Raw genomic sequence first — 21,053 nt, 5'->3', positions numbered from 1 at the left:
GCCTTGATGCCCGTTTCCTGACCATGCCGGAGCGGGCGGCGCCCCTTGCCCCGGGGATTTCGGACGAGCGGCCGCGTGTTTGCCGGAGCCTCTGCCGCTTTCCCCCCGAAATGCGAAGATGCTTCATCTCTTTGTTTCATGCAATTCCCGATGCAGGTTGCTACGGCTCCGGTGGGAATTGCCCTAATGGCCGGGTGAGCGGATTCCATGAACCGAAATCGTGTCGCAAATCGCAAGCGGGTCCTCGTCACGGGTGGGGCGGGTTTTCTCGGTTCCCATCTTTGCGAGCGGCTTCTTTCGGACGGCGCCGAGGTGCTTTGCGTCGACAGCTTCTATTCCGGCACGCGCGACAACATTCGTCACCTGCTCGCCCACCCCCATTTCGAGGTGCTGCGCCACGACGTGTCCGAGCCGCTGACGGTGGAGATCGACGAGATCTACAATCTCGCCTGTCCGGCCTCGCCGGTCCACTACCAGCGCGACCCCGTCTATACGATGAAGACCAGCGTGCTCGGCGCGCTGAACATGCTGGGACTTGCGAAGCGGACGGGGGCGAAGATCTTTCAGGCCTCGACCAGCGAGGTCTATGGCGATCCCGAGGTGCATCCGCAGGTCGAGAGCTATTGGGGCCATGTCAATCCGGTCGGCATCCGCTCCTGCTATGACGAGGGCAAGCGGGCTGCAGAGACGCTGTTCTTCGACTATCACCGCATGCATGGCGTCCGCATCAAGGTGGCGCGCATCTTCAACACCTATGGTCCGCGCATGCATCCCAACGACGGGCGCGTCGTCTCGAATTTCGTGGTGCAGGCGCTGCGTGGCGAGGCGCTTACCATCTATGGCGACGGCAGCCAGACGCGCTCCTTCTGTTATGTCGACGACTTGATCGAGGGCTTCGTGCGGCTGATGGCGTCCGACGATAACGTCACCGGCCCGGTCAATCTCGGCAATCCGGACGAATTCACCATTCGCGAGCTTGCCGATCTCGTCACGGAGATCTCCGGCTCCGCGACGACCGTCTGCTCGCTTCCCCTTCCTTCCGACGATCCTACCCAGCGGCGGCCCGATATCGAGAAGGCCCGGGCCCTGCTCGGCTGGCAGCCGCAGATCGCGCTGCGCGACGGCCTGGCAAAGACGATCGATTATTTCAGGACGCTTGCATGACCTATCTCGCCATCATTCCGGCGCGCGGCGGCTCGAAGGGCGTGCCGGGCAAGAACATCCGCGACATCGCCGGCAAGCCGCTGATCGCCTGGAGCATCGAGGCCGCGCTCGGCATCGAAGGCGTGACGGTCGTGGTGTCGACCGACAGCGAGGAGATCGCGGGCGTGGCGAACGCCCACGGCGCCGAGGTTCCGTTCCTGCGCCCGGCCGCGCTCGCCACCGACACGATGGCGACCGAGCCGGTGCTGCTCCATGCGCTCGACCATTACGAAGAAAAAGGGCAGCGCTTCGACGCCATCATCCTCCTGCAGCCGACCTCGCCCTTCCGCAAGCCGGGCGCGGTGAAGGCGGCGATCGCGGCGTTCGAGAGCGAAGGGGCGGACAGCCTGCTTTCCGTCTGCGAGAACCACCATTTCTTCTGGCGCGATCCGGCCACGCCGGAAGCGCTCTACGACTTCCGAAACCGGCCGCGCCGGCAGGATATTCGCCCCGAGGACCGCTGGTATCGCGAGACGGGGTCTATCTACATCACCAACACCCAGCTCTTCCGCCAGGAAAAGAATCGCCTTGGCGGCAAAATTGCCATGTTTGTGATGACCGAGGAGGAAAGCTGGGAGATCGACAGCCTGGCAGACTTCCAGATCGTTTCCGCCTTGATGGCAGGTGCTTCATGATTATCGAAAGAAACCTTTCGAAATACATCGTCTATTGCGAAGACTCGCTCGTCAGCGCGCTCCGGCGCATCAACGAGAACAAGAGCCGCGTCGTCTTCTCCGTCTCCGAGGCGGGCAAGCTGGAAGGCGTGCTGACGGACGGCGACATCCGGCGCTGGCTGACCGAGGCCCACCAGGTGAACCTCGACGTGGCGGTCAACCTCGTCAGCAACAAGCAGTTCACCAGCCTGCCGTTCGATGCCTCGCACGAGGAGATCGAGGCGACCTTCAGCGAGCGCATCCAGGTCATCCCGCTGATCGACAAGCACCATCATCTCGTCGCCATCGCCAAGCGCGAGCCGGCGCAGATGCGCATCGGCGATTTCGTGATCGCCGACGACCAGCCCGCCTTCGTCATCGCCGAGATCGGCAACAACCACAATGGCAGCATCGAGCTCGCCTACCGCATGGTGGACGAGGCGATCGGGACGGGCGCTGACTGCGCGAAGTTCCAGCTGCGCGACATGGCGGCGCTCTACCGCAACGAGGGCAATCCCACCGATTCCAGCGAGGATCTCGGCGCGCAATATACGCTCGACCTGCTCTCCCGCTTCCAGCTTTCCTCGGACGACATGTTCAAGGTCTTCGACTACTGCAAGCAGAAGGGCATCATGCCGCTTTGCACGCCGTGGGACCGGGAGAGCCTGGAACGCCTCGACCGCTACGGCATGCCGGCGTTCAAGCTCGCCTCGGCGGATCTTACCAATCACGAATTGCTGGAGGCGATGGCGCGCACCGGCAAGCCGCTGATCTGCTCGACGGGCATGTCGAACGAGGGCGAGATCGTCGAGGCGGTGCGCGTCCTGCGGCGCCTCAATGCGAAATATGTGCTGCTGCACTGCAATTCGACCTATCCGGCGCCGTTCAAGGATATCCACCTCAACTATATCGACCGCCTGAAGCGCATCGGCGATTGCCCGGTCGGCTATTCCGGGCATGAGCGCGGCATCGCGGTGGCCATCGCGGCCGTCGCCAAGGGCGCGCGCGTCGTCGAGAAGCATTTCACGCTCGACCGCAACATGGAGGGCAACGACCACCGCGTCAGCCTGCTGCCGGACGAGTTCAAGGCGATGGTGCAGGGCATCCGCGAGGTCGAGGAGGCGCTGGGCGCCAAGGAGACCCGCCGTGTCACGCAGGGCGAGATGATGAACCGCGAGGTCCTGGGCAAGAGCCTCGTCATCAATCGCGATCTCCAGCGCGGCGAGACCATCGCCGAGGAGATGATCGAGACGCGCAGCCCCGGCAAGGGCCTGACACCCTACCGCAAGCGCGAGCTCATCGGCCGCGCCGCGCGGCGCGATTTCAAGGCGGGTGATTTCTTCTTCCCGTCCGACGTGGACGCGGCCGCGGTTTCGGCGCGGAACTACCGGTTCGACCGGCCGTTCGGCATCCCCGTGCGCTATCACGACATGGGCAGGATGGCCGCCGCCTCGAATTTCGACATGCTCGAGTTCCATCTCAGCTACAAGGACCTCGACGAGCCGCTGGAGAAGTACTTCTCCGGCACCTACGACCTCGATCTCGTCGTGCACAGCCCGGAACTCTTCGCCGGCGACCACATCATGGATCTCTCATCGCCGGACCCCGCCTACCGCGAGCATTCGATCCGCGAGCTCCAGCGCGTCGTGGACGTCACCCGCCGCCTCGCCCGCTATTTCTCTCGCGCGACGCGTCCGCCGATCATCATCAATGCCGGCGGCTTCAGCCTCGACGGGTTCATTCCGAGGGAGCAGCACGGCGGGCTTTACGACTTGATCGCGCAGAGCCTGTCGCAGGTCGACAGCGCGGGCGTGGAGATCATTCCGCAGACCATGCCGCCCTACCCGTGGCATTTCGGCGGCCAGCGCTACCACAACCTCTTCGTCAGCGCCGACGACATCAAGGCCTTCTGCGAGAAGCACGGCCATCGCATCTGCCTCGACGTCTCGCATTCCCAGCTGTCGTGCAGCCATCTCGGCCTCTCCTTCAAGGATTTCCTGGAAGAGGTCGCCGGCTATTCGGCCCATCTCCACATCGTCGACGCGGAAGGCGTGGACGGCGAGGGCCTGCAGATCGGCGAGGGCAGCATGGATTTCGGCATGGTGGCGGATGTCCTGCGGCGCAGGGCGCCGAAGGCGTCCTTCATCCCGGAGATTTGGCAGGGGCACAAGAATGAGGGCGAGGGCTTCTGGATCGCCCTCGACCGTCTCGAAACGTGGTTCTGATGGGTTCGCTCGCGCGAAACACCTACTACAACATTTCGGCTTTCGGCATAAACACGATCCTGTCGCTCGTCGCCGTCACCGTGCTCGTGCGCGGTTACGGCCTCGATGGCTACGGCCTCATCATCCTGGCGCGGCTGCTGCTGCCGAGCGGCGTTCTCGGCCTGCTCGAGGCGGGCTTTCCCGAGGTGACGGCGCGGGCCGTCGCGGCGGCGCGCGCGACCGGCGACCTGACGCAGATCGCCCGCCGGGTCTCGGCCGCCAGCCTGATGGCCGCGGCCATCGGCGCGGTCGCAGCCGCCGTGCTGTGGCTTTTCGCCGGCAGCATCGTCGACCTCGTCTTCCATTCGGCGGAGGAGGGCCGCCCGGCCCTGGAGCAGCTCGTCGTAGTCAGCGCGCTGTCGCTGCCGCTGCAGCTTATGGGCAGCGTCCTGCGGGGCGCCTTCGAGGGCAGCGAGCGGTTCGCCCTGGTGCGCTCCGTCGAGGTGCTGAGCAATCTCGGCTATCTCGCCGTCGTCGCCGTCATGCTCGTCGCCTATGACACGACGAGCGTCGATGCGGCGCTCGCCTATGTCTGGATCTGGAATGCCAGGAGCGCGCTCTACGTCGGCCTCGTGCTTTTCGGTGGCGGCAGGGGCGTGTCCTTCGGGGCGCGGGGCATCTGGTCGGGCAACGCAGCTTTCCTCTCGCATGCGTTCCAGCTCTTCTCCGGCAAGTTCTTCTCCATGCTGCTCAATTTCGGACCGTCCATCGTGCTCGGCATCTTCTCCACCGTCGCGACCGTCGGCAGCTATGAGATCGTCATGCGCATCCCGAAGGTGCTGAAGACGGTGAGCGGCATGTTCAACGGAGCGCTGCTGCCGTTTGCGGCGCGCGCCGACGCGCTCGGTGACCGGGCGTCGGCGCGTCGCGTCGTCGAAGAGGGCACGACGCTGGTCGTGGGTCTGGTGGCGATGCTGTCCGTTACCGTCATGATCTTCAGCGCGGATGTGCTGCGCTACTGGCTCGGCATCACCGATCCCGAGCTTGCCCTCTATCTCCAGGTCGCGCTCGTCTGGCCGGTCCTCGTCGCCACGATCGGCATCGGCTCGACCATGCTGCTGTCGCGCCGCTCGGCGGCGGCCGCAATCAACCGGTTGTCCATGGTGACGACGGTCGTCTATTTCGTGCTTGCGGTCGGGCTTTATCCCTGGCTCAACTGGCGCGCCTTCGTCCTCGCGCTCGTCGTCTCGCAGGCTTTGACCATATCCGCCTACTGGCGTCTTCAGGCGCGGGAATACGAGGTGAACCTCGTGGTCTGGGGCGGATTTGCGGCCAGATTCCTGCTCGTTGCGGTATTTGCATTCTTGTTGAGCCTGGGGATTCGGTCTATCGCTCCGGTCGATGGGTTGCTTGTGCTCGTCGCACAGGCTGCATTCGTCGCGCTTCTCATCGGAGCGGGCGTCTATTTTCTCGCCGTCCCCCCAGATTTGCGCCGGACGAACGAAGAGTTTTTGAAACGAAGCCTTGGCCGGCTGCGGTCGTGAAACGCTGACAGGCCCTTGAATCGGGAAAGACGCATGCAGGAACTGCCTTGGGACGCCCGCGTGCGTCGGTTCGTCGAGAAGCTGAAGATCACCGCCCTTTCGACCGCCTGCCGCCTGGCGGGTCCGCGCTTTGCCGCGCGGTTCATCGTCGGGCGCGCGGATTTCGGCGACTATGTGCCGGGCCGGCCCACGGTCGTGGCGCTGACGCGGCCCCTCTTCAGCAAGGATCTCATCGAACTCAGGAAGAGAACGGACCTGAACTGGGTCTATATCAACAACGAGTTTCTCGGCCATGTGCAAAGCGCCTGGTGCCCGCCCGAAATGCGCTTCCAGACCAAGTACCAGAAGTTCCGCGGCGACCGCTACGCGCGTGCCTGGAGCCGGCTCGATGCCTTCGGCGATGAACTCGTCCAGGCGCTTCGCGCCCGCACGCCCGTCGATGCGTTCATGACGTCGCATATCGACTACTGGCAGGCGGAAGGCGCACGGCTCGGCGCGAAGCGCCACGGCATCCCTTTCCTCGGTCTCTGCCGCGAGCACATGTGCCTTCCGATCGAGCAGCGCACGGTGCGCGAATACTATACGGGCTTCCGCTACGAGGGCGACTCCATCGCGCTCTTCGGCGACGCGACGCGCCAGATCTTCATCGAAAGCGGCGCTTGCACGGAAGACCAGATCGTCGTCACGGGGCCACCGCGGCTCGATATCTGGCGCGATATCGACGTCGAGAGCGTCAAGCGCGACACGATCGTCCTGCTCAGCTACCGCGACCCCGATTATCGTGCGCCGAACTCCTTCAAGGAGGTCCTGCGTCTGTTCCTCGAGGCGGCGCAGCGTCATGCCGGCTCCGGCGTGCGGTTCGTCGTCAAGGCCAAGAACATTGCCGACAGCGACGAGATCCGCGGCGCGGCCGGGCCGCTGGAGCGCTTCGTGGAGGTCGACCACCAGGTTCCGCTGACGTCTCTCCTGCCGCGCGCGCGCCTTGTCGTCGGGTTCAACTCGCTTTCCGTGCTGGAGGCGCAGTTCTGCAAGGGACGGACGGCAGTGCCCTATTGGGGCGATGCCATGCGGCCTTCCGAGGAACTCATGTTCGATCCGGCCGATCCGGTCGCGGCGAAGGTCATCGATTTCCCGCGCGGGCCGGAGGCGTTCGACGCGCTCCTCGACGAGGCGGCGCGGGGCGACTTGGAGACGACCGCGTCCGTGGAAGAGCGATATGCCGTCATCCGCGGCATCTTCCATATACCGGCCGACCGCTCGTGCTCGAAGGAGGTCGAGCGCTATGTGCTGAACGCGATTGGAAAGAACCATGCCGCAGCCCAATAGCGTCGCGCTGGTCGTCGACAATCCGAAGCGAGACCTGCGCGGCGTCGTCCTGACCGCCTACCAGCTTGCCCGCAAGGGCTGCCGCGCGAGCGTCGTCCCGATGTATGCCCAGGGATACGACATTCCGCTGCTCGCGCCGGATTTCGTGCTGCTGAACTATATCCGCCAGAGCAACGAGGAGCTTGCGCGGTCCTACCGGGATCTCGGTATCCGCGTCGCGGTGATGGATACGGAAGGCGGCATCCTCTCGCGCAAGGGGCTGCGCGAGCCGAACACCTGGGCGGCCTCGCTGCGCGACGCGGGTCTTTCCGCTCTGGTCGACCATTATTTCTTCTGGGGCGATGCCGTCCGAAAGGCCTTTCTGGAAAACGGCGGATTTCGCCCAGAACAGCTCCATCTCACGGGATGTCCGCGCTACGACCTGTGCGCGCCGCCGTGGAATGCCGCCCTTGCCTACCGGCGCTCGGGCTTCGTGCTGGTGAACACGAACTTCTCCGCCATAAATCCCGCCTTCACGCGCTCCAGCGAAGCGGAAAAGCAGATCTTCCGGTCGCTCGGCTGGCCGGACGCCTATATCTCGCAGTGGTTCCGGGAGCTTGAGGACGTCTTTCCGCGCTACCTGGACGAGATCGAGGCCATGGCGCGGGCCATGCCGCAGCAGCCCCTCATCGTGCGTCCCCACCCCTTCGAGAACCTGGAGCGCTACCAGCGCCGGTTCGCCGGCATCGCCAATATCGAGGTGGACGGAAGCGGCGACGTGCTCAACATGATCCACGAGGCGAAATGCGTCGTCCATCTCAATTGCGGCACGTCCGTCGACGCGCTCCTGCAGAGGAAAGTGCCGGTCTCGCTGGAATATCTCAACACGGACCTGCTTCTCGACCACACGCCGCTGCCCTCGCGTCTCAGCCTCAAGCCCCGCTCGCGCCAGGAGCTGGTGGAGACGGTGCAGGGGCTCGTCGAGGGCAGGACGACGTTCGACCACGACGCGGCCTTCGCCGAGATCGAGCCGTGGTTCCATCGTGCGGACGGGGCGGCGGCGGAGCGGGTCGCATCCACGCTGGCGGCGCTTGCCGCCGGCGCGCCGCGCGCCAGCCTCTCCCATGCGATACGCGGGGGGCGGGCGTCCCCTTCCGCCGGGCAGGCTTTACAGGGAGTGGCGTCCGTCGCGTTCGGCAGCCGCCTTGTCGGCGCGCTGCGGGGCAGGTTCGCGGCCTCGCGCAAGGGAAAGGACATCCAGCCGGAGGATGTGCAATCCCTGCTCGATTTCTACGCACGGGCCTCTGACGGTCCCCGCTATCGCGCCCGGCCGGCGCGCAACAGGCTGACCGGCATGGCGCTCAGCACAATCGAGATTCTTCCCGCATGAGCGATACGGTCGTCTTCGTCAGCCTTGCCGGCAATCAGTCCGCATTCTTCGCCGCCCTCGAGCCGCTCGTCCGCGCGGCCGGCAGGGACGTGGTGCATGTCTGCTTCCACGAGGGCTCGGCGAACGAGCTCCGGAAGGCCGGGCACCGGGTGTTCAATCCCTTCGAGCTTTCCGACGGGGGCGAGCTGCCGTCGTTCGAGGCCTATGGCGTCGACAACCCGGCGCTGCTGATCGCCCACGAGAAGGCCGCCTACGAGATCCGCGACACGCAGGCGCTGCTTTCGAAGTTCCGCCGGCATCTCGCCGCGATGGAGAAGGTGTTCGAGACGCTGGCCGGTGAGGGACGCAGGATCGTCGTGGTGCAGGAGCTCGGCGGCTTCACCTCGGTCCTTGCCGCCTATTTCGCCGCGCAGCGCCACGGCGTTTCCAACTATTTCATCGAGCCGTCGTTCTTCAAGGGACGCTTCTTCCTGACGCGCGACAGCTTTTCCGCCCCGCGCATCGGGCGCGGCGCGGAAGGCGCGGGCGCCGAGGTGCTGGCGGTGCTCAACCGCATCCGCGACAGCCAGACCGTTGTCATCCCGGTCAAGGACGCGCTGCACTACCGCGGCGCCATGCGCAAGCTCACCGACCCCAAGAACTGGCGGCGGCTGGTGGAAAAGCTGGTCCAGAAATATGTGCTGAAGCAGCAGGAGGAGTTCCAGCATATCGGCGGCCATGTCCGCCGGCATGTGCGCATGACGATGAACGCCGCGAAGCTGCGCAAGTTCTATGCGCAGATCCCGGCCGAAAGCCCGTTCCTCTACTATCCCCTGCACGTTCCCGCCGATTTCGCCCTGACCATCCGCTCGCCCGAATATCTCGACCAGCTCTCGCTCATCGATTTCCTCTGCCGGGTGGCGCCGGTCGGCCGCAAGGTGGTCATCAAGGAGCATCCCGCGCTGATCGGCGCGCTGCCGGCCGGCCGTATGGCCGAGCTGATGCGCCGCCACGACAATCTCGTCCTGCTCTCGCCCGGCATCAATAACCACGCGGTGCTGCGCCAGGCGGAAGCCGTCGTCACGGTCAATTCCAAGGCGGGCGCGGAAGCACTGCTCTATCGCCGGCCGGTGCTGGCGCTCGGCGATTCCTTCTATCGCGACAGCGGGCTCGTGACGGTGGTCGATGCCCTGCGGGAGCTTCCAACCCGCCTTGCCGGCGCCGCATTGCCCGTGGAAGAGGATGTGAACCGTTTCCTTCAGGATGTCTGGTCGGCGAGCGTGCCCGGCGAGCTCTACGACGTGCGGGAAGAAAACGTCGCCGAATTCGCCGCTTCGCTGCTCGGCGTGCTTGACGCCCAAAACGTGAGGAACGCAACAGGGTGAACCGCCCGCTCGCCATCATCGCGCTTCTGCTCCTAGCCGGCGTCCTGCCGGTCGTCTGGCCGATGCCGTCGTTGGTGGCGACGCTCCTGACAGCGCCGAGCCTCCTCCTGCTGCCGACCGGGCTCGGCCTTGCCGCGCTCTACGGCCTGACCGGCCGCCGGCCGGCGGACCTGACCGCGCTTCAGGCGCTTCTCCTTGCCTATTTCGCCGGCCTCTTCCTGTTCATCCTGCTTTTCGTCGCGTGCGAGCGTTTTCTGGCCGATCCGCCGCGGCCGGGCGTGCTGATGGCGGGACTGTGGCTTGCCGCCCTTGCCGGCTGGCTGCGCATGCGCGCGCTCTTCGCCGTTCCGCGCGAAGCGGTCCCGCCGCTGCTGCTTGTCGTCGCCATTGCCGGCCTGCTCGTTGCCCTGCGCTACGGATCCGCCATTTCGATCTATTCCGATTATCCGGTAATGGACCTCTTCCAGCGCATCCAGTTTCATGGCGGGGCCTTCGAGTTCGCGCGCACGCTCACCCTCAACCCGTTCGTCGCCTCGTCCTACATCCCGTTCCAGCAGCTCGAACTCGGCCTCGTCCTGCGCCTGACCGGGGCCGATCCCCTCGATGCGGAATGGGTCTGGCCGCTCGCCATGGCGCCGTTGCAGGCTGGCGTGCTCTATGCCTTCTTCTCCCGCATCCTGCCGCAAAGTCGGGCGGCGATCGTCGCCTTTGCGCTCGTTCTCGCGCAATCCGCCTTCTCCAATCCGACGAACGGTGGGATCGCCGAGCTTGCCACGATTACGCTCCTTTCGCTGCTGCTGACCGGTGATCCGTGCGCCGGCGGCGCTGGAAAAGCCGCCCTCCTGCGCCTGCCCGCCCTTGCGGTGGGTATCGTCATGGGTCTTGCCTTGCTGAAGATGCCGCTTGAGTGGGTGGGCCTTTCTGCGGTGGTGGTGGTGCTCCTCGGCGGCATTCTGATATCGGGCTGTCGCCATGGCCTGCTCGCCGCCATCGTCCTCCTTGCCGCCGTGGCGCTGTCCCTCCACCGGGGCGCCCTGCTCTATGTCGTGCTTGGCGGCGCGTCGGTCGGCGCCTACTGGTGTCTCCTCTATCTCCAGGAGGTCGGGGGTAAGAAAGTCCGCCGGCTTCTGCGTGGCCTGTTCCTGGTGGTCGTGGCGATCGCCGTTGCCATGGGCGCGCGTATCCTTCTCCTGCCGGAAAGCCAGGCAGACGCCTTCGGCCTGTGGCAGTTGTTCGATCTCATTCTGGTGCCGCTCGCGGGCAAGAGCCTTTCGGTGGTCGCCGTCAATGGCGACCTTGCGCCCGGCGCGGGTTCGCGCGTCGCGCTGTTCGAGCTTGCCCGCATGGCTTCGCCGCTGATCGTAGGGGCGGCGACCGCCTATATGGTCCTCCTTTCGCTTCCCGCGTTCCGGCGCCGGTGGGGTTTCCTGGACAAGGACGCCGAGCGGCATACCCTCGCCCAGATGCTGGTCGTCTTCGGCCTCGTGATTCTTGTACTGACGGGCTTTCCCTTCATCCACCGCGCCGGCTTCCTCGTGACGCTGCTTGCCAGCGCCGCGCTTGCCAATATCTTCCTTTCGACGCGGCTCGGGGCCGATGGCTCCCGCCCGTTCGCGCTTCTTCTTGCCTTCTACGCCGTTGCCGTGGTCATCGTGGTCCATCTCGGCGCACCTGACGGCGTGCAGCCCTATCTTGGACGTGCGCTTCCCGTCTTCGCGGCGCTCGGCGTGCTTCTGGCGGCCTTGCCGTTCCTGCGCTGGGGAAGCCCCGCCCAAGGTGGGTGGCGAACCGCCGTCGTCCTCGTGCTCGCAGTGACCGCCGAGGTCGCCACGTCGAACGCCTATTTCAAGTCCTATGCCTTCCAGCGCCAGACACCGCCATCCCGCGGCGCGCTTGCCTCCTTCGATGAGAGTGACCTCGCGCTGGCGAGATTCGTGGCCGATCATGCCGACGGCACCGAGGTCCTGGTCTCCTCGCCGAAGACCATGACGTTCCTGCGCGCCCGCACGGGGCTCTCGCCCTTCCTGGTCAGCTCCAATCTCGACACGATCGACGTCTCGGCCCGTGAAAAGCTTGCGGGGCTCCTGGGCGCCATGGTGTCGGACAGGCCGGATCCGCAGGTTTGCGGGAAGCTGATGGCGATGCTGGAAGCAGGGGAATCGGGCATCTACAGCTACGCCGTCGCTCGCCGCTGGGTGCCACGAGAAAGCGGCAAGGCTGTGCTCGACGCTTTCGGCTACGACAATCGCCTGGTGCCGTCCTACGATGCCCAGTTGGCGACGGCGCTGAAGGTTGCTATTGGGCAGCAGTTTCTCATCATTATCGACCGGACGACGGTGGACTGGCTGGGTGACCCGGAGGAGCTTCGCTATTTTCCCGTCCATGGGCCGCTGCCCTCGACACTGGTCACGAACCTCGACCGGAACTTCCCCGTCCACCATGTTTATCAGGACAGCTACATCGCTGAGCTCGAATGCAAATGACCCGCGACCTCGTTTCCATCGTGACCCCGGCCTACAAGGCTGCGCCCTATGTCGCCGAGACCATCCGTTCCGTGCAGGCGCAAAGCTACGGGAACTGGGAGATGCTGATCGTCGAGGACGGCTCCCCTGACGATACGTGGAAAGTGGTCGCCGAACACGCGGCAGCCGATCCGCGTGTGAAACTCATCCGGCAGGCCAATGCCGGCCCGGCCATGGCGCGCCAGAAAGCCCTCGATCATGCATCCGGCCGGTATATCGCCTTTCTCGACAGCGACGATCTCTGGCTTCCCGAAAAGCTCGAACGCCAGCTTGCCTTCATGCGCGAAAAGTCCTCGGCCTTCAGTTTCACGGCCTTCCGCCGCATCGCCGCCGAGGGCGGCACGCCGGGCCGCTTGATCGAGGTTCCGGCCGAGATGACGTATCGCAGGCTCCTCGGCAATACGGCGATCGCGACCTCGACGGTGCTGATCGACCGTGAGAGGACGGGTCCTTTCCAGATGACGAAGACCTACTATGATGATTTCGTCCTCTGGCTGGGGCTCTTGAAGCGCGGCCAGGTCGCGCACGGCTTCAACGAGGACCTGATGCGCTACCGTGTGCTCGGCCAGTCGGTATCGCGCAACAAATGGCGCTCGATGCAGATGGTATGGAAGACATACCGCGAGATCGAGGGGCTGGGCCTCGTTCCGGCCGCCGCCGCTTTTGCCGGCTATGCGTGGCACGCTTGGTGGAAATACAGGAAGTTTTAGGTTAAGACGACTGCCGCTCTGTGGCCGATGGTCGAATCCGGGGCGCTCTCAAGAATAGAAAAGACACGGTCATGAATCGAATTCCGGCCCCGGCCCGTATCGACAAGTCTCTCTTTTCGGGCGACGCACACGCGCACGAAACCAAGTACGGTCTGCCCTCGAAGGTCAAGTTCTGCGTTCGCTGCGTGATCTCGAACCAGCGCCCCAATTCTGCGGTGGAGTACAAGCACACCAAGGAAAGCAAGAAGGCGACGATCGCCTTCGACGAAGAGGGCGTATGCGACGCCTGCCGCTTCGCCGAGAAGAAGCAGGCCGGGATCGACTGGGAAGAGCGCGAACGGCGGCTCGTCGCCCTGTGCGATACGTTCCGCAGCCGCAACGGCAACTATGACTGCATCGTGCCGGGTTCGGGCGGCAAGGACAGCTTCTATGCCTCCCATATCCTGAAGACCAAATACGGCATGCATCCGCTGACCGTGACCTGGGCGCCGCATGTCTACACGGAATGGGGCTGGCGGAATTTCCAGAGCTGGATCCATGCCGGCCACGACAATCTGCTTTCGACGCCGAACGGCCGCGTGCACCGGCTCCTGACGCGCCTTGCAGTCGACAACCTTTTCCACCCCTTCCAGGCCTTCATGTTCGGCCAGAAGGCGCTGGCGCCGAAAATGGCGCTGCTGCACAAGATCCCGCTCGTCTTCTTCGGCGAGAACGAGGCCGAATACGGCAACCCTATCGGCGATACCGAAACGGCCAAGCGCGACTGGTCCTACTTCACCTCCGACGACCAGTCGAAGGTGAGCCTCGGCGGCGTGCCCATCCCCGATCTCAAGGCGCATTTCGGCGTCGAGCAGCAGGATCTCCTGCCCTACCTGCCGGCCAATCCGTCGGAGATCGAGGCCCAGGGCGTCGAGGTCCACTATCTCGGCTACTATCTCAAATGGCACCCGCAGAGCTGCTACTACTACGCCGTCGAGCATGGCGGCTTCCAGGCCTCGCCGGAAAGGACGCCCGGCACCTACAGCAAGTACAACAGCATCGACGACCGGATCGACGACTTCCACTACTACACGACCGGCATCAAATTCGGCCTCGGGCGGGCGAGCTACGATGCGGCGCAGGAAATCCGCTCCGGCGACATCACGCGCGAAGAAGGCGTGGCGCTGGTCAAGCGTTTCGACCATGAATGGCCGGAACGCTTCGCCGAAGAGATCTTCCGCTATCTCAGCATTCCGCCGGAAGAATTCCCGGAAGCCAGCCGAATGTTCGAGGAGCCCATTCTGACGCGAGACTATTTCGATACGCTTGCCGATACGTTCCGCAGCCCCCACCTCTGGAAGTGGGAGGGCAACCGCTGGCAGCTGCGCCATGCGGTCTGGCAAGAGGCCGCCGACGCCGAGGCTGCTCTGTGAAGAACGTCCGGATCATTCCGCGTCTCGACATCAAGGGGCCGAACCTCATCAAGGGGATTCACCTCGAAGGTCTGCGCGTGGTCGGCGATCCGCATGCCTTTGCATTGCGCTACTACGAGGAAGGCGCGGACGAGCTGGTCTTCATGGACATCGTCGCGAGCCTCTATGGGCGCAACAATCTGAGCGGCATCATCGAACGGGCGGCTGACCGCGTCTTCATACCGATCACGGTGGGCGGCGGCATACGCTCGGTCGACGATGCGCGGCACATCCTGCGTTCGGGGGCGGACAAGGTTGCCATCAATACCGCCGCCGTGCAGCGCCCCGAGGTGATCGGCGAGATCTCGCGCGAATTCGGCTCGCAGGCGACCGTGCTGTCGATCGAGGCGAAAGAGGTCGGGCCCGGCCGCTGGGAAGCCTATACGGACAACGGGCGCGAGCGTACCGGCCTCGACGTCATCGACTGGACGAAGCGGGCCGTCGAGCTCGGCGCGGGCGAAGTGCTGCTGACCTCCGTCGACAAGGAAGGCACCCGCAAGGGCTACGATCTCGACCTGATCGCCCAAGTGACGGAGGCCGTTCCGGTGCCCGTCATCGCCAGCGGCGGGCTCGGCACCCTGGCGCATCTCGGCGCCGCCCTTGCCCTGCCGCGCTGCGCGGCCGTCTCGATGGCCGACGTGCTGCACTACAAGCGCCTGTCGCTTTCCGACATCAAGAACACGGTCCGCGCGGCGGGCATGGCGACGAGGGTGGCATGACGAAGGCGGCGGAAATCACACTGGTCGACTACGGCATGGCCAACATGCTGAACGTCGCCCGCGCCTTCCGGCATTGCGGCGCCGAGATCCGCGTCGTCGAAAGCGCGGCGGAGGCGGGGCCTGCCGAAAGGCTCGTCGTGCCCGGCGTCGGCGCCTTCGAGAAGAGCATCCGCGCCGTGCGCGAGAAGGGCTTCGACGAGTTCATCCGCCGCCATGTCGAGACGGGCCGGCCGTTCCTCGGCGTGTGCGTCGGCATGCAGATGCTGTTCGAGGCGAGCGAGGAGTTCGGCGAGCATCAGGGGCTCGGCATCCTGCCCGGCCGGGTCGCCAGGGTTCCATCCGTCGATACGGCCGGTGAACCGCAGCCCGTGCCGCATATCGGCTGGAGCGCGCTCGTGCCGGCGCAAGCGGAGCGTTCCTGGGAAGGCACGCTTCTCGCCGACCACCAGCCGGGCGCATCGAGCGTCTATTTCGTGCATTCCTTCGCCGCCCGCCCGGCGGATGAAGGTGACATGCTGGCCGATTGCCTCTATGGCGGCCATCGCATCTGCGCTGCGGTGCAGCGCGACAATATCTGCGCGACGCAGTTCCATCCCGAGCGCAGCGGTGAAATCGGCCTTTCCGTCATCCGCCGCTTCCTGAGCCTGTGACGGCGATGGAGAAGCCGTTGGAAAGGGTCCTCGTCGTCAGTCTCGGCAGCATCGGCCGCCGGCACCTGCGCAACCTGCGCAGCCTCCTGCCGGAAGCGGAACTCGCCGTGCTGCGCCGGCCCGGCAGCCCGGCCACGGCCGAGGGCGCGACCCATGTCTTCCAGGACCTTCCGTCCGCGCTCGCCTTCCGGCCGGATGCGGCGATCGTCGCCTCGCCCGCCACCGAGCACCTTGCCGTGGCGCGCGCACTCGTCGGGCAGGCCATACCGGTCCTGGTGGAAAAACCCTTCGCCGACCGGATCGACGGGCTTGCAGGGCTGGTGAGCGAGGCCGAGGCGAAGAGCGTCCCGCTCTTCGTCGCCTATAATCTTCGTTTTCACCCCATGATGCAGAGGGTGCGCGCCCTCCTCACCGACAACGCCGTTGGCCGCGTGCTCACCGCGCGGGCCGAGGTGGGGCAGTACCTTCCCGATTGGCGCCCCGGCCAGCCCTATCGCGAGGGCGTCTCGGCCCGGCGCGAGCTTGGCGGCGGGGCCCTGCTCGAACTCAGCCACGAGCTCGACTATATCTACTGGCTCTTCGGCCGTCCGCAGCGGCTCTATGCCGCCGGCGGGCAGATCGGCGACCTCGGCATCGAAGTCGAGGATGCCGTCGCCCTGACGCTGCGCTTCGGCGACGGCGCCCCGATCGTCAACGTCAACCTCGATTTCCTCCAGCGCGCCGTGACGCGCCAGCTCCGCATCGTCGGAACGGAGGGGACGCTTTCCGGCAACCTCATGACGGGCGAGCTCGACCTCTATCGTGCCGCAGACGGCAACTGGACGCGCGAAACCTGCCGGCTGGCGGACGCCAACCAGCCCTATCTCGATGAGGTCGCGGCGTTCTTCTCGGCCATTGCCGGTAGTAAGTCGCCGTTGCTGGCGAGCGCGCGGCAGGGCACGGATGTCATCTGCCTTGTCGAGGCTGCGCGGCAATCCATGGCCGGGCGAAGGGAAGTGGAGATCGATTATGTCTGACATGCGCAGCGTCGCCTTCATTTTCGCCCGCGGCGGCTCCAAGGGGGTCCCCCGCAAGAACATCCGCCTTCTCGACGGCAAGCCGCTGATCGCCCATTCCATCGAGGTGGGGCTTGCGACACCCGGTGTCGAAACGGTCGTCGTCTCGACCGACGATGCGGAGATCGCCGAGGTTGCCCGCGCCCATGGTGCGGAGGTCCCGTTCCTGCGCCCGGCCGAGCTGGCGCAGGACAATTCGCCGGAATGGCTCGCCTGGCGGCACGCCGTCACCTGGTTCGAACAGGAGCGCGGCCCGTTCGACTGCTTCGTCAGTCTGCCCGCGACCTCGCCCTTCCGAGCGGTCGAGGACGTGACCGCCTGCATCGAGAGGATCCGGCAGGACCCGGCGACAGATGCGGTGATCACCGTCACCGAGGCGAGCCGCAGCCCCTATTTCAACATGGTGCGGCTCGACGGCGAACAGCATGCGGAAATCGTTCTATCGTCGGGTGCGGGCATCTCGCGCCGGCAGGATGTGCCGCCGGTCTACGACATCACCACGGTCGCCTATGCTGTCCGGCCGCGCTTCATCCTCACCGCCGAGCGCCTGTTCGCCGGCACGGTCAGCGCGGTTCTCGTGCCCGTCGAGCGCGCCGCCGATATCGACACCGAATTCGACTTTCGCCTTGCCGAAGCGATTGCCGCCATGCGACGAGAAGACCGGAAGGAAACGCCATGAGATCGTTCAAGCAACTGATGTCGCTCGAAGGGCGGGTGGCGGCCGTTACCGGCGGGGCAGGCCATATCGGCCGCGCCATCGCGGCGGGCCTTGCCGAACTCGGCGCGACGGTCTGCCTGCTTGACCGTTCGGACGAGGCGCTGGCCAAGGCGGCCGACGAGCTGCGCGCACGCGTGGCGGGTGCCCGGATCGAGGGGATGCGCATCGACCTTGAGAACGAGGCGGAGCGCAACCTCGTCGCCGCTCCGTTGACGGAGCGCTTCGGCGGGCTCGACATTCTCGTCAACAATGCCGGCTTCGTCGGCGACAGCAACCTGACCGGCTGGGTGACGGAATTCGAACGGCAGTCCATCGAGACCTGGCGCCGGGCGATCGAAGTGAACCTCACGGCGGCCTTCCATCTCAGCCAGTCGCTGGGCGGGCTGCTGCGCGCCTCCGGCCACGGCGCGATCGTCAACGTCTCTTCGATCTATGGTAATGTCGGACCGGACATGTCGCTCTATGACGGCACGGCCATGGGCAATCCGGCCGCCTACGCGGTGAGCAAGGGCGGCGTCGTGCAGATGACGCGCTGGCTCTCGACGGTCATGGCGCCCGAGGTGCGCGTCAACTGCATCAGCCCCGGCGGTGTCGCGCGCGGCCAGCCGGAGGCCTTCGTGAAGCGTTACGAGGCCCGCACGCCGCTGAAGCGCATGGGACAGGAAGAGGATTTCATCGGCGCGGTCTGCTATTTCGCGAGCGACCTGTCCGGCTGGGTCACGGGCCAGAACCTGATGGTGGACGGCGGTTGGACGACCTGGTGAGGAAAGACGGAAAATGACGATGCAGGACAAGGTTTTCATCATCGCCGAAGCCGGCGTGAACCACAACGGCGACCCGGAGCTTCTGAAGAAGCTCGTCGAGATCGCGGCCGAGGCCGGGGCCGATGCGGTCAAGTTCCAGACCTTCAACGCCGACCGCCTCGCCATGCCCGGTGCCGATACCGCCGCCTACCAGAAGCGCCAGACCGGCGAGGGCGACCAGCACAGCATGCTGCGCAAGCTGGAACTGAGCGATGAAATGCACCATCTGGCGATCGCGCATTGCGCCAAGTTCGGCATCGAATTCATGTCGACGCCCTTCGACGAGGAAGCGCTGGAATACCTGTCCAGCCTCGACATAAAGCGTATCAAGGTGCCCTCGGGCGAGATCACCAACCTGCCGTTCCTGCGCGCTTGCGCACGCAAGGCGCTGCCGCTCATCCTGTCGACCGGCATGGCGACGCTGGAAGAGGTGGTCGATGCGGCCGCCTGCGTGCGCAAGGAATGGGCCGCTGCCGGCCACCAGGAGCGCCCCGGCGACCTGACGGTGCTGCACTGCACGTCCAACTATCCGGCGAAGACCGAAGAGTCGAACCTGCGGGCCATGGCGACGATCGCCAAGGCCGTGAACACGGCCATCGGCTATTCCGATCATACCGAGGGCCTCACCGTCTCGGTCGCGGCGGTCGCCCTTGGCGCGTCGGTCGTCGAAAAGCATTTCACCGTCGATCGCGACCTGCCGGGACCGGACCACAAGGCGTCGCTGGAGCCGCAGGAATTGTCCGACATGGTGCGGCAGATCCGCATCGTCGAGGGCGCGCTCGGCGACGGCGTCAAGCAGCCGAACGCCTCCGAACTGCCGGTGCGCGACGTGGTGCGCAAGAGCGCCAGCCTGCGCCGGCCGGTCGCCGCCGGCGAGACGATCACGAGCGATAACCTCATCTTCCTGCGGCCGGGCACCGGCATCGCGCCCGCCCATGCGGAGAAGATCCTCGGCATGACGGCGGCGCGGGACCTCGAGCCGCGTATCCTCCTTACCTGGGAGGACCTCGTTTGACGAAGCGCCGGATCCTCTATGTCACGGGGACGCGGGCGGATTTCGGCCTGATGGCGCGCACGTTGAAGGCCATCGACGCGGACGAGGGCTTCGCGCTTTCGATCCTGGTCACCGGCATGCACCTCTCCCCGGTCTACGGATCCACGGTGAACGAGATCAAGGCCGCGGGCTTCAGGATCGCCGCCGAGGTGCCGGTCGATCTCGACGTCAACACCGGCACTGCCATGGCGCGCAATCTCGGCACCATGCTCATCGGCTTCACCGACGTCATCGAGCGGGAGCGGCCTGATATCGTGCTGCTTCTGGGGGACAGGGGCGAGATGCTGGCGGCTGCCATCGCGGCGACCCATGAGAATATCGCAATCGTGCATATCCATGGCGGCGAACGGTCGGGAACGGTCGACGAGCCGATCCGGCACGCAATTTCCAAGCTGGCGCACTTCCATTTCACTTCGACGGAAGACGCGCGCCAGCGCCTCATCCGGATGGGAGAGCGCGACGACCGGGTCTGGGCGGTGGGCGCGCCCGGCCTTGACGGCCTTCGCGACGGCGCCGCGGTGCCGCGTGCAGAGCTTTTCGCCTCCCTCCGGCTCGATCCTTCCCCGCCCGTCGCCCTCCTCGTTCATCATCCCGTGGTGCAGGATGCGGGCTCGATGGCGCGGGAAACCGAAGCGATCCTTGCCGGCCTGTTTGCGGCCGGCTGCCAGGTCGTGGCGCTGATGCCGAATTCGGACGCCGGCGGAGAGCATGTTCGCGCGGCCCTGCAGGCGGCGGCATCTCATCCCGATCTTCGCCTCGTCACGCATTTCCCGCGCGGGGACTTCATTTCCTGGATGGCCGCTGCCGACCTGATGATCGGCAATTCCAGCGCCGGTATAATCGAGGCCGGCAGCTTCGGCACGCCCGTCGTCAATATCGGCTCGCGGCAGAACCTTCGCGAGCGTAACCGCAACGTGACGGACGTGGCGCAGGCGGACGAAGGGCTTTCCAGGAGCATCCGTGAAGTCCTGGCGCGCGGGCGACTGGAACCGTGCAACGTCTATGGCGACGGGGCGAGCGCACCGCGCATCGCGGCGCTTCTGGCATCGATACCACTCGACCCCCAGGCCTTGAGAAAATTTAATGCCTATTGAGAAGGTTCACGTTTTCGGGGCCGGGGGACATGCGAAGGTCGTGATCGACGCGCTGCGAGCGCTTCTCGGTGACGAGATCGCTGTGCGGCTTTTCGACGACAATCCTGCCCGGGTCGGCGCTGGCGTTGCAGGGATCGTGGTCGAACCCGTCGCAGACCTTGCGGAGGGCTTTTTCCATGTGGCGATCGGAACGAATGCCGTGCGAAGCCGCCGATCCGCGGAGATCGCCGCAGGCGGCGCCCGGCCGTTGACCGTCGTCCATCCCAAAAGCGCGATCGCATCCTCGGCGCGGGTGGAAGAGGGGGCATTTGTCGCCGCATCGGCCGTCGTCGGGCCGGACGCAAGCGTCGGGGCGGGAACCATCGTCAACCATGGCGCCATCGTCGATCACGACTGCGTCCTGGGCGCGTTCTGCCATATCGCGCCGGGCGCGGTGCTGGGAGGCGGGGTCACGGCCGGAGACCGGGTGCTCATCGGCGCCGGGGCGGTGATCCTGCCGGGCCTGACGCTCGCCAGCGATGTGGTGGTCGGAGCGGGTGCCGTGGTAACAAGATCGATAGAGAACGCCGGCACCTTCATTGGCACGCCCGCGCGGGAAATGAGCAGAGGCTAAG

Annotated in this window: 18 protein-coding genes; all 18 read left to right on the top strand. The window is 65.6% G+C overall.

Annotation, left to right across the window (positions count from 1 at the left end; all coding sequences use genetic code 11):
- Nucleotides 1–207: 207 nt before the first annotated feature.
- The 18 genes from Q9316_RS18495 to Q9316_RS18410 all read left to right on the top strand — a co-directional run bounded on the left by Q9316_RS18495 (nt 208) and on the right by Q9316_RS18410 (nt 21,052).
- On the top strand, nt 208–1,164 hold the full coding sequence (locus Q9316_RS18495; RefSeq protein ID WP_306033026.1) for a UDP-glucuronic acid decarboxylase family protein: 957 nt from the start codon (nt 208–210) through the stop codon (nt 1,162–1,164).
- Nucleotides 1,161–1,838: an acylneuraminate cytidylyltransferase family protein gene (locus tag Q9316_RS18490; RefSeq protein ID WP_306033025.1), complete on the top strand. Its 678-nt coding sequence runs from the start codon at nt 1,161–1,163 to the stop codon at nt 1,836–1,838. Before Q9316_RS18495 ends, Q9316_RS18490 begins: the two co-directional genes overlap by 4 nt.
- Nucleotides 1,835–4,081 (top strand): N-acetylneuraminate synthase family protein, encoded by a 2,247-nt coding sequence (locus tag Q9316_RS18485; protein ID WP_306033024.1) that lies wholly within the window; start codon nt 1,835–1,837, stop codon nt 4,079–4,081. Before Q9316_RS18490 ends, Q9316_RS18485 begins: the two co-directional genes overlap by 4 nt.
- The gene (locus Q9316_RS18480) at nt 4,081–5,604 is read left to right on the top strand and encodes a lipopolysaccharide biosynthesis protein (RefSeq protein WP_306033023.1); all 1,524 of its coding nucleotides are present in this window, start codon (nt 4,081–4,083) and stop codon (nt 5,602–5,604) included. Before Q9316_RS18485 ends, Q9316_RS18480 begins: the two co-directional genes overlap by 1 nt.
- 33 nt (nt 5,605–5,637) lie before the next feature.
- Nucleotides 5,638–6,930 carry a hypothetical protein gene (locus Q9316_RS18475; RefSeq protein WP_306033022.1) on the top strand — a complete coding sequence of 431 codons (1,293 nt, stop codon included), beginning with the start codon at nt 5,638–5,640 and terminating at the stop codon, nt 6,928–6,930.
- Nucleotides 6,914–8,299 (top strand): surface carbohydrate biosynthesis protein, encoded by a 1,386-nt coding sequence (locus Q9316_RS18470; RefSeq protein ID WP_306033021.1) that lies wholly within the window; start codon nt 6,914–6,916, stop codon nt 8,297–8,299. The genes Q9316_RS18475 and Q9316_RS18470 overlap by 17 nt, the downstream gene beginning before the upstream one ends.
- Nucleotides 8,296–9,663 (top strand): capsular polysaccharide export protein, LipB/KpsS family, encoded by a 1,368-nt coding sequence (locus Q9316_RS18465; RefSeq protein ID WP_306033020.1) that lies wholly within the window; start codon nt 8,296–8,298, stop codon nt 9,661–9,663. The genes Q9316_RS18470 and Q9316_RS18465 overlap by 4 nt, the downstream gene beginning before the upstream one ends.
- Nucleotides 9,660–12,146 (top strand): hypothetical protein, encoded by a 2,487-nt coding sequence (locus Q9316_RS18460; protein WP_306033019.1) that lies wholly within the window; start codon nt 9,660–9,662, stop codon nt 12,144–12,146. Before Q9316_RS18465 ends, Q9316_RS18460 begins: the two co-directional genes overlap by 4 nt.
- Nucleotides 12,143–12,895 (top strand): glycosyltransferase family 2 protein, encoded by a 753-nt coding sequence (locus tag Q9316_RS18455; protein WP_306033018.1) that lies wholly within the window; start codon nt 12,143–12,145, stop codon nt 12,893–12,895. The genes Q9316_RS18460 and Q9316_RS18455 overlap by 4 nt, the downstream gene beginning before the upstream one ends.
- A gap of 71 nt (nt 12,896–12,966) precedes the next feature.
- Nucleotides 12,967–14,307, top strand: a complete 1,341-nt coding sequence (locus tag Q9316_RS18450) for an N-acetyl sugar amidotransferase (RefSeq protein ID WP_306033017.1) — start codon at nt 12,967–12,969, stop codon at nt 14,305–14,307.
- Nucleotides 14,304–15,065, top strand: a complete 762-nt coding sequence (hisF, locus tag Q9316_RS18445; RefSeq protein ID WP_306033016.1) for an imidazole glycerol phosphate synthase subunit HisF — start codon at nt 14,304–14,306, stop codon at nt 15,063–15,065. Before Q9316_RS18450 ends, hisF begins: the two co-directional genes overlap by 4 nt.
- Nucleotides 15,062–15,715 (top strand): imidazole glycerol phosphate synthase subunit HisH, encoded by a 654-nt coding sequence (gene hisH, locus Q9316_RS18440; protein ID WP_306033015.1) that lies wholly within the window; start codon nt 15,062–15,064, stop codon nt 15,713–15,715. The genes hisF and hisH overlap by 4 nt, the downstream gene beginning before the upstream one ends.
- Before the next feature lie 17 nt (nt 15,716–15,732).
- On the top strand, nt 15,733–16,731 hold the full coding sequence (locus tag Q9316_RS18435) for a Gfo/Idh/MocA family protein (RefSeq protein WP_306033014.1): 999 nt from the start codon (nt 15,733–15,735) through the stop codon (nt 16,729–16,731).
- Nucleotides 16,724–17,449, top strand: coding sequence for an acylneuraminate cytidylyltransferase family protein (locus tag Q9316_RS18430; protein ID WP_306033013.1), 726 nt, complete (start codon nt 16,724–16,726; stop codon nt 17,447–17,449). Before Q9316_RS18435 ends, Q9316_RS18430 begins: the two co-directional genes overlap by 8 nt.
- Nucleotides 17,446–18,252 (top strand): SDR family oxidoreductase, encoded by an 807-nt coding sequence (locus Q9316_RS18425; protein ID WP_306033012.1) that lies wholly within the window; start codon nt 17,446–17,448, stop codon nt 18,250–18,252. Before Q9316_RS18430 ends, Q9316_RS18425 begins: the two co-directional genes overlap by 4 nt.
- Nucleotides 18,253–18,265: 13 nt before the next feature.
- Nucleotides 18,266–19,306 (top strand): N-acetylneuraminate synthase, encoded by a 1,041-nt coding sequence (gene neuB, locus Q9316_RS18420; protein WP_306033011.1) that lies wholly within the window; start codon nt 18,266–18,268, stop codon nt 19,304–19,306.
- The gene (neuC, locus tag Q9316_RS18415) at nt 19,303–20,439 is read left to right on the top strand and encodes a UDP-N-acetylglucosamine 2-epimerase (protein ID WP_306033010.1); all 1,137 of its coding nucleotides are present in this window, start codon (nt 19,303–19,305) and stop codon (nt 20,437–20,439) included. The genes neuB and neuC overlap by 4 nt, the downstream gene beginning before the upstream one ends.
- Nucleotides 20,429–21,052 carry an acetyltransferase gene (locus tag Q9316_RS18410; RefSeq protein ID WP_306033009.1) on the top strand — a complete coding sequence of 208 codons (624 nt, stop codon included), beginning with the start codon at nt 20,429–20,431 and terminating at the stop codon, nt 21,050–21,052. Before neuC ends, Q9316_RS18410 begins: the two co-directional genes overlap by 11 nt.
- Nucleotide 21,053 lies beyond the last annotated feature (1 nt).

The organism is Shinella zoogloeoides, assembly GCF_030733845.1.
Lineage (GTDB): Bacteria > Pseudomonadota > Alphaproteobacteria > Rhizobiales > Rhizobiaceae > Shinella > Shinella zoogloeoides_C.
Note: the sequence above shows the minus strand (reverse complement) of the source record. Positions and strands in the feature narration are given on the sequence as shown.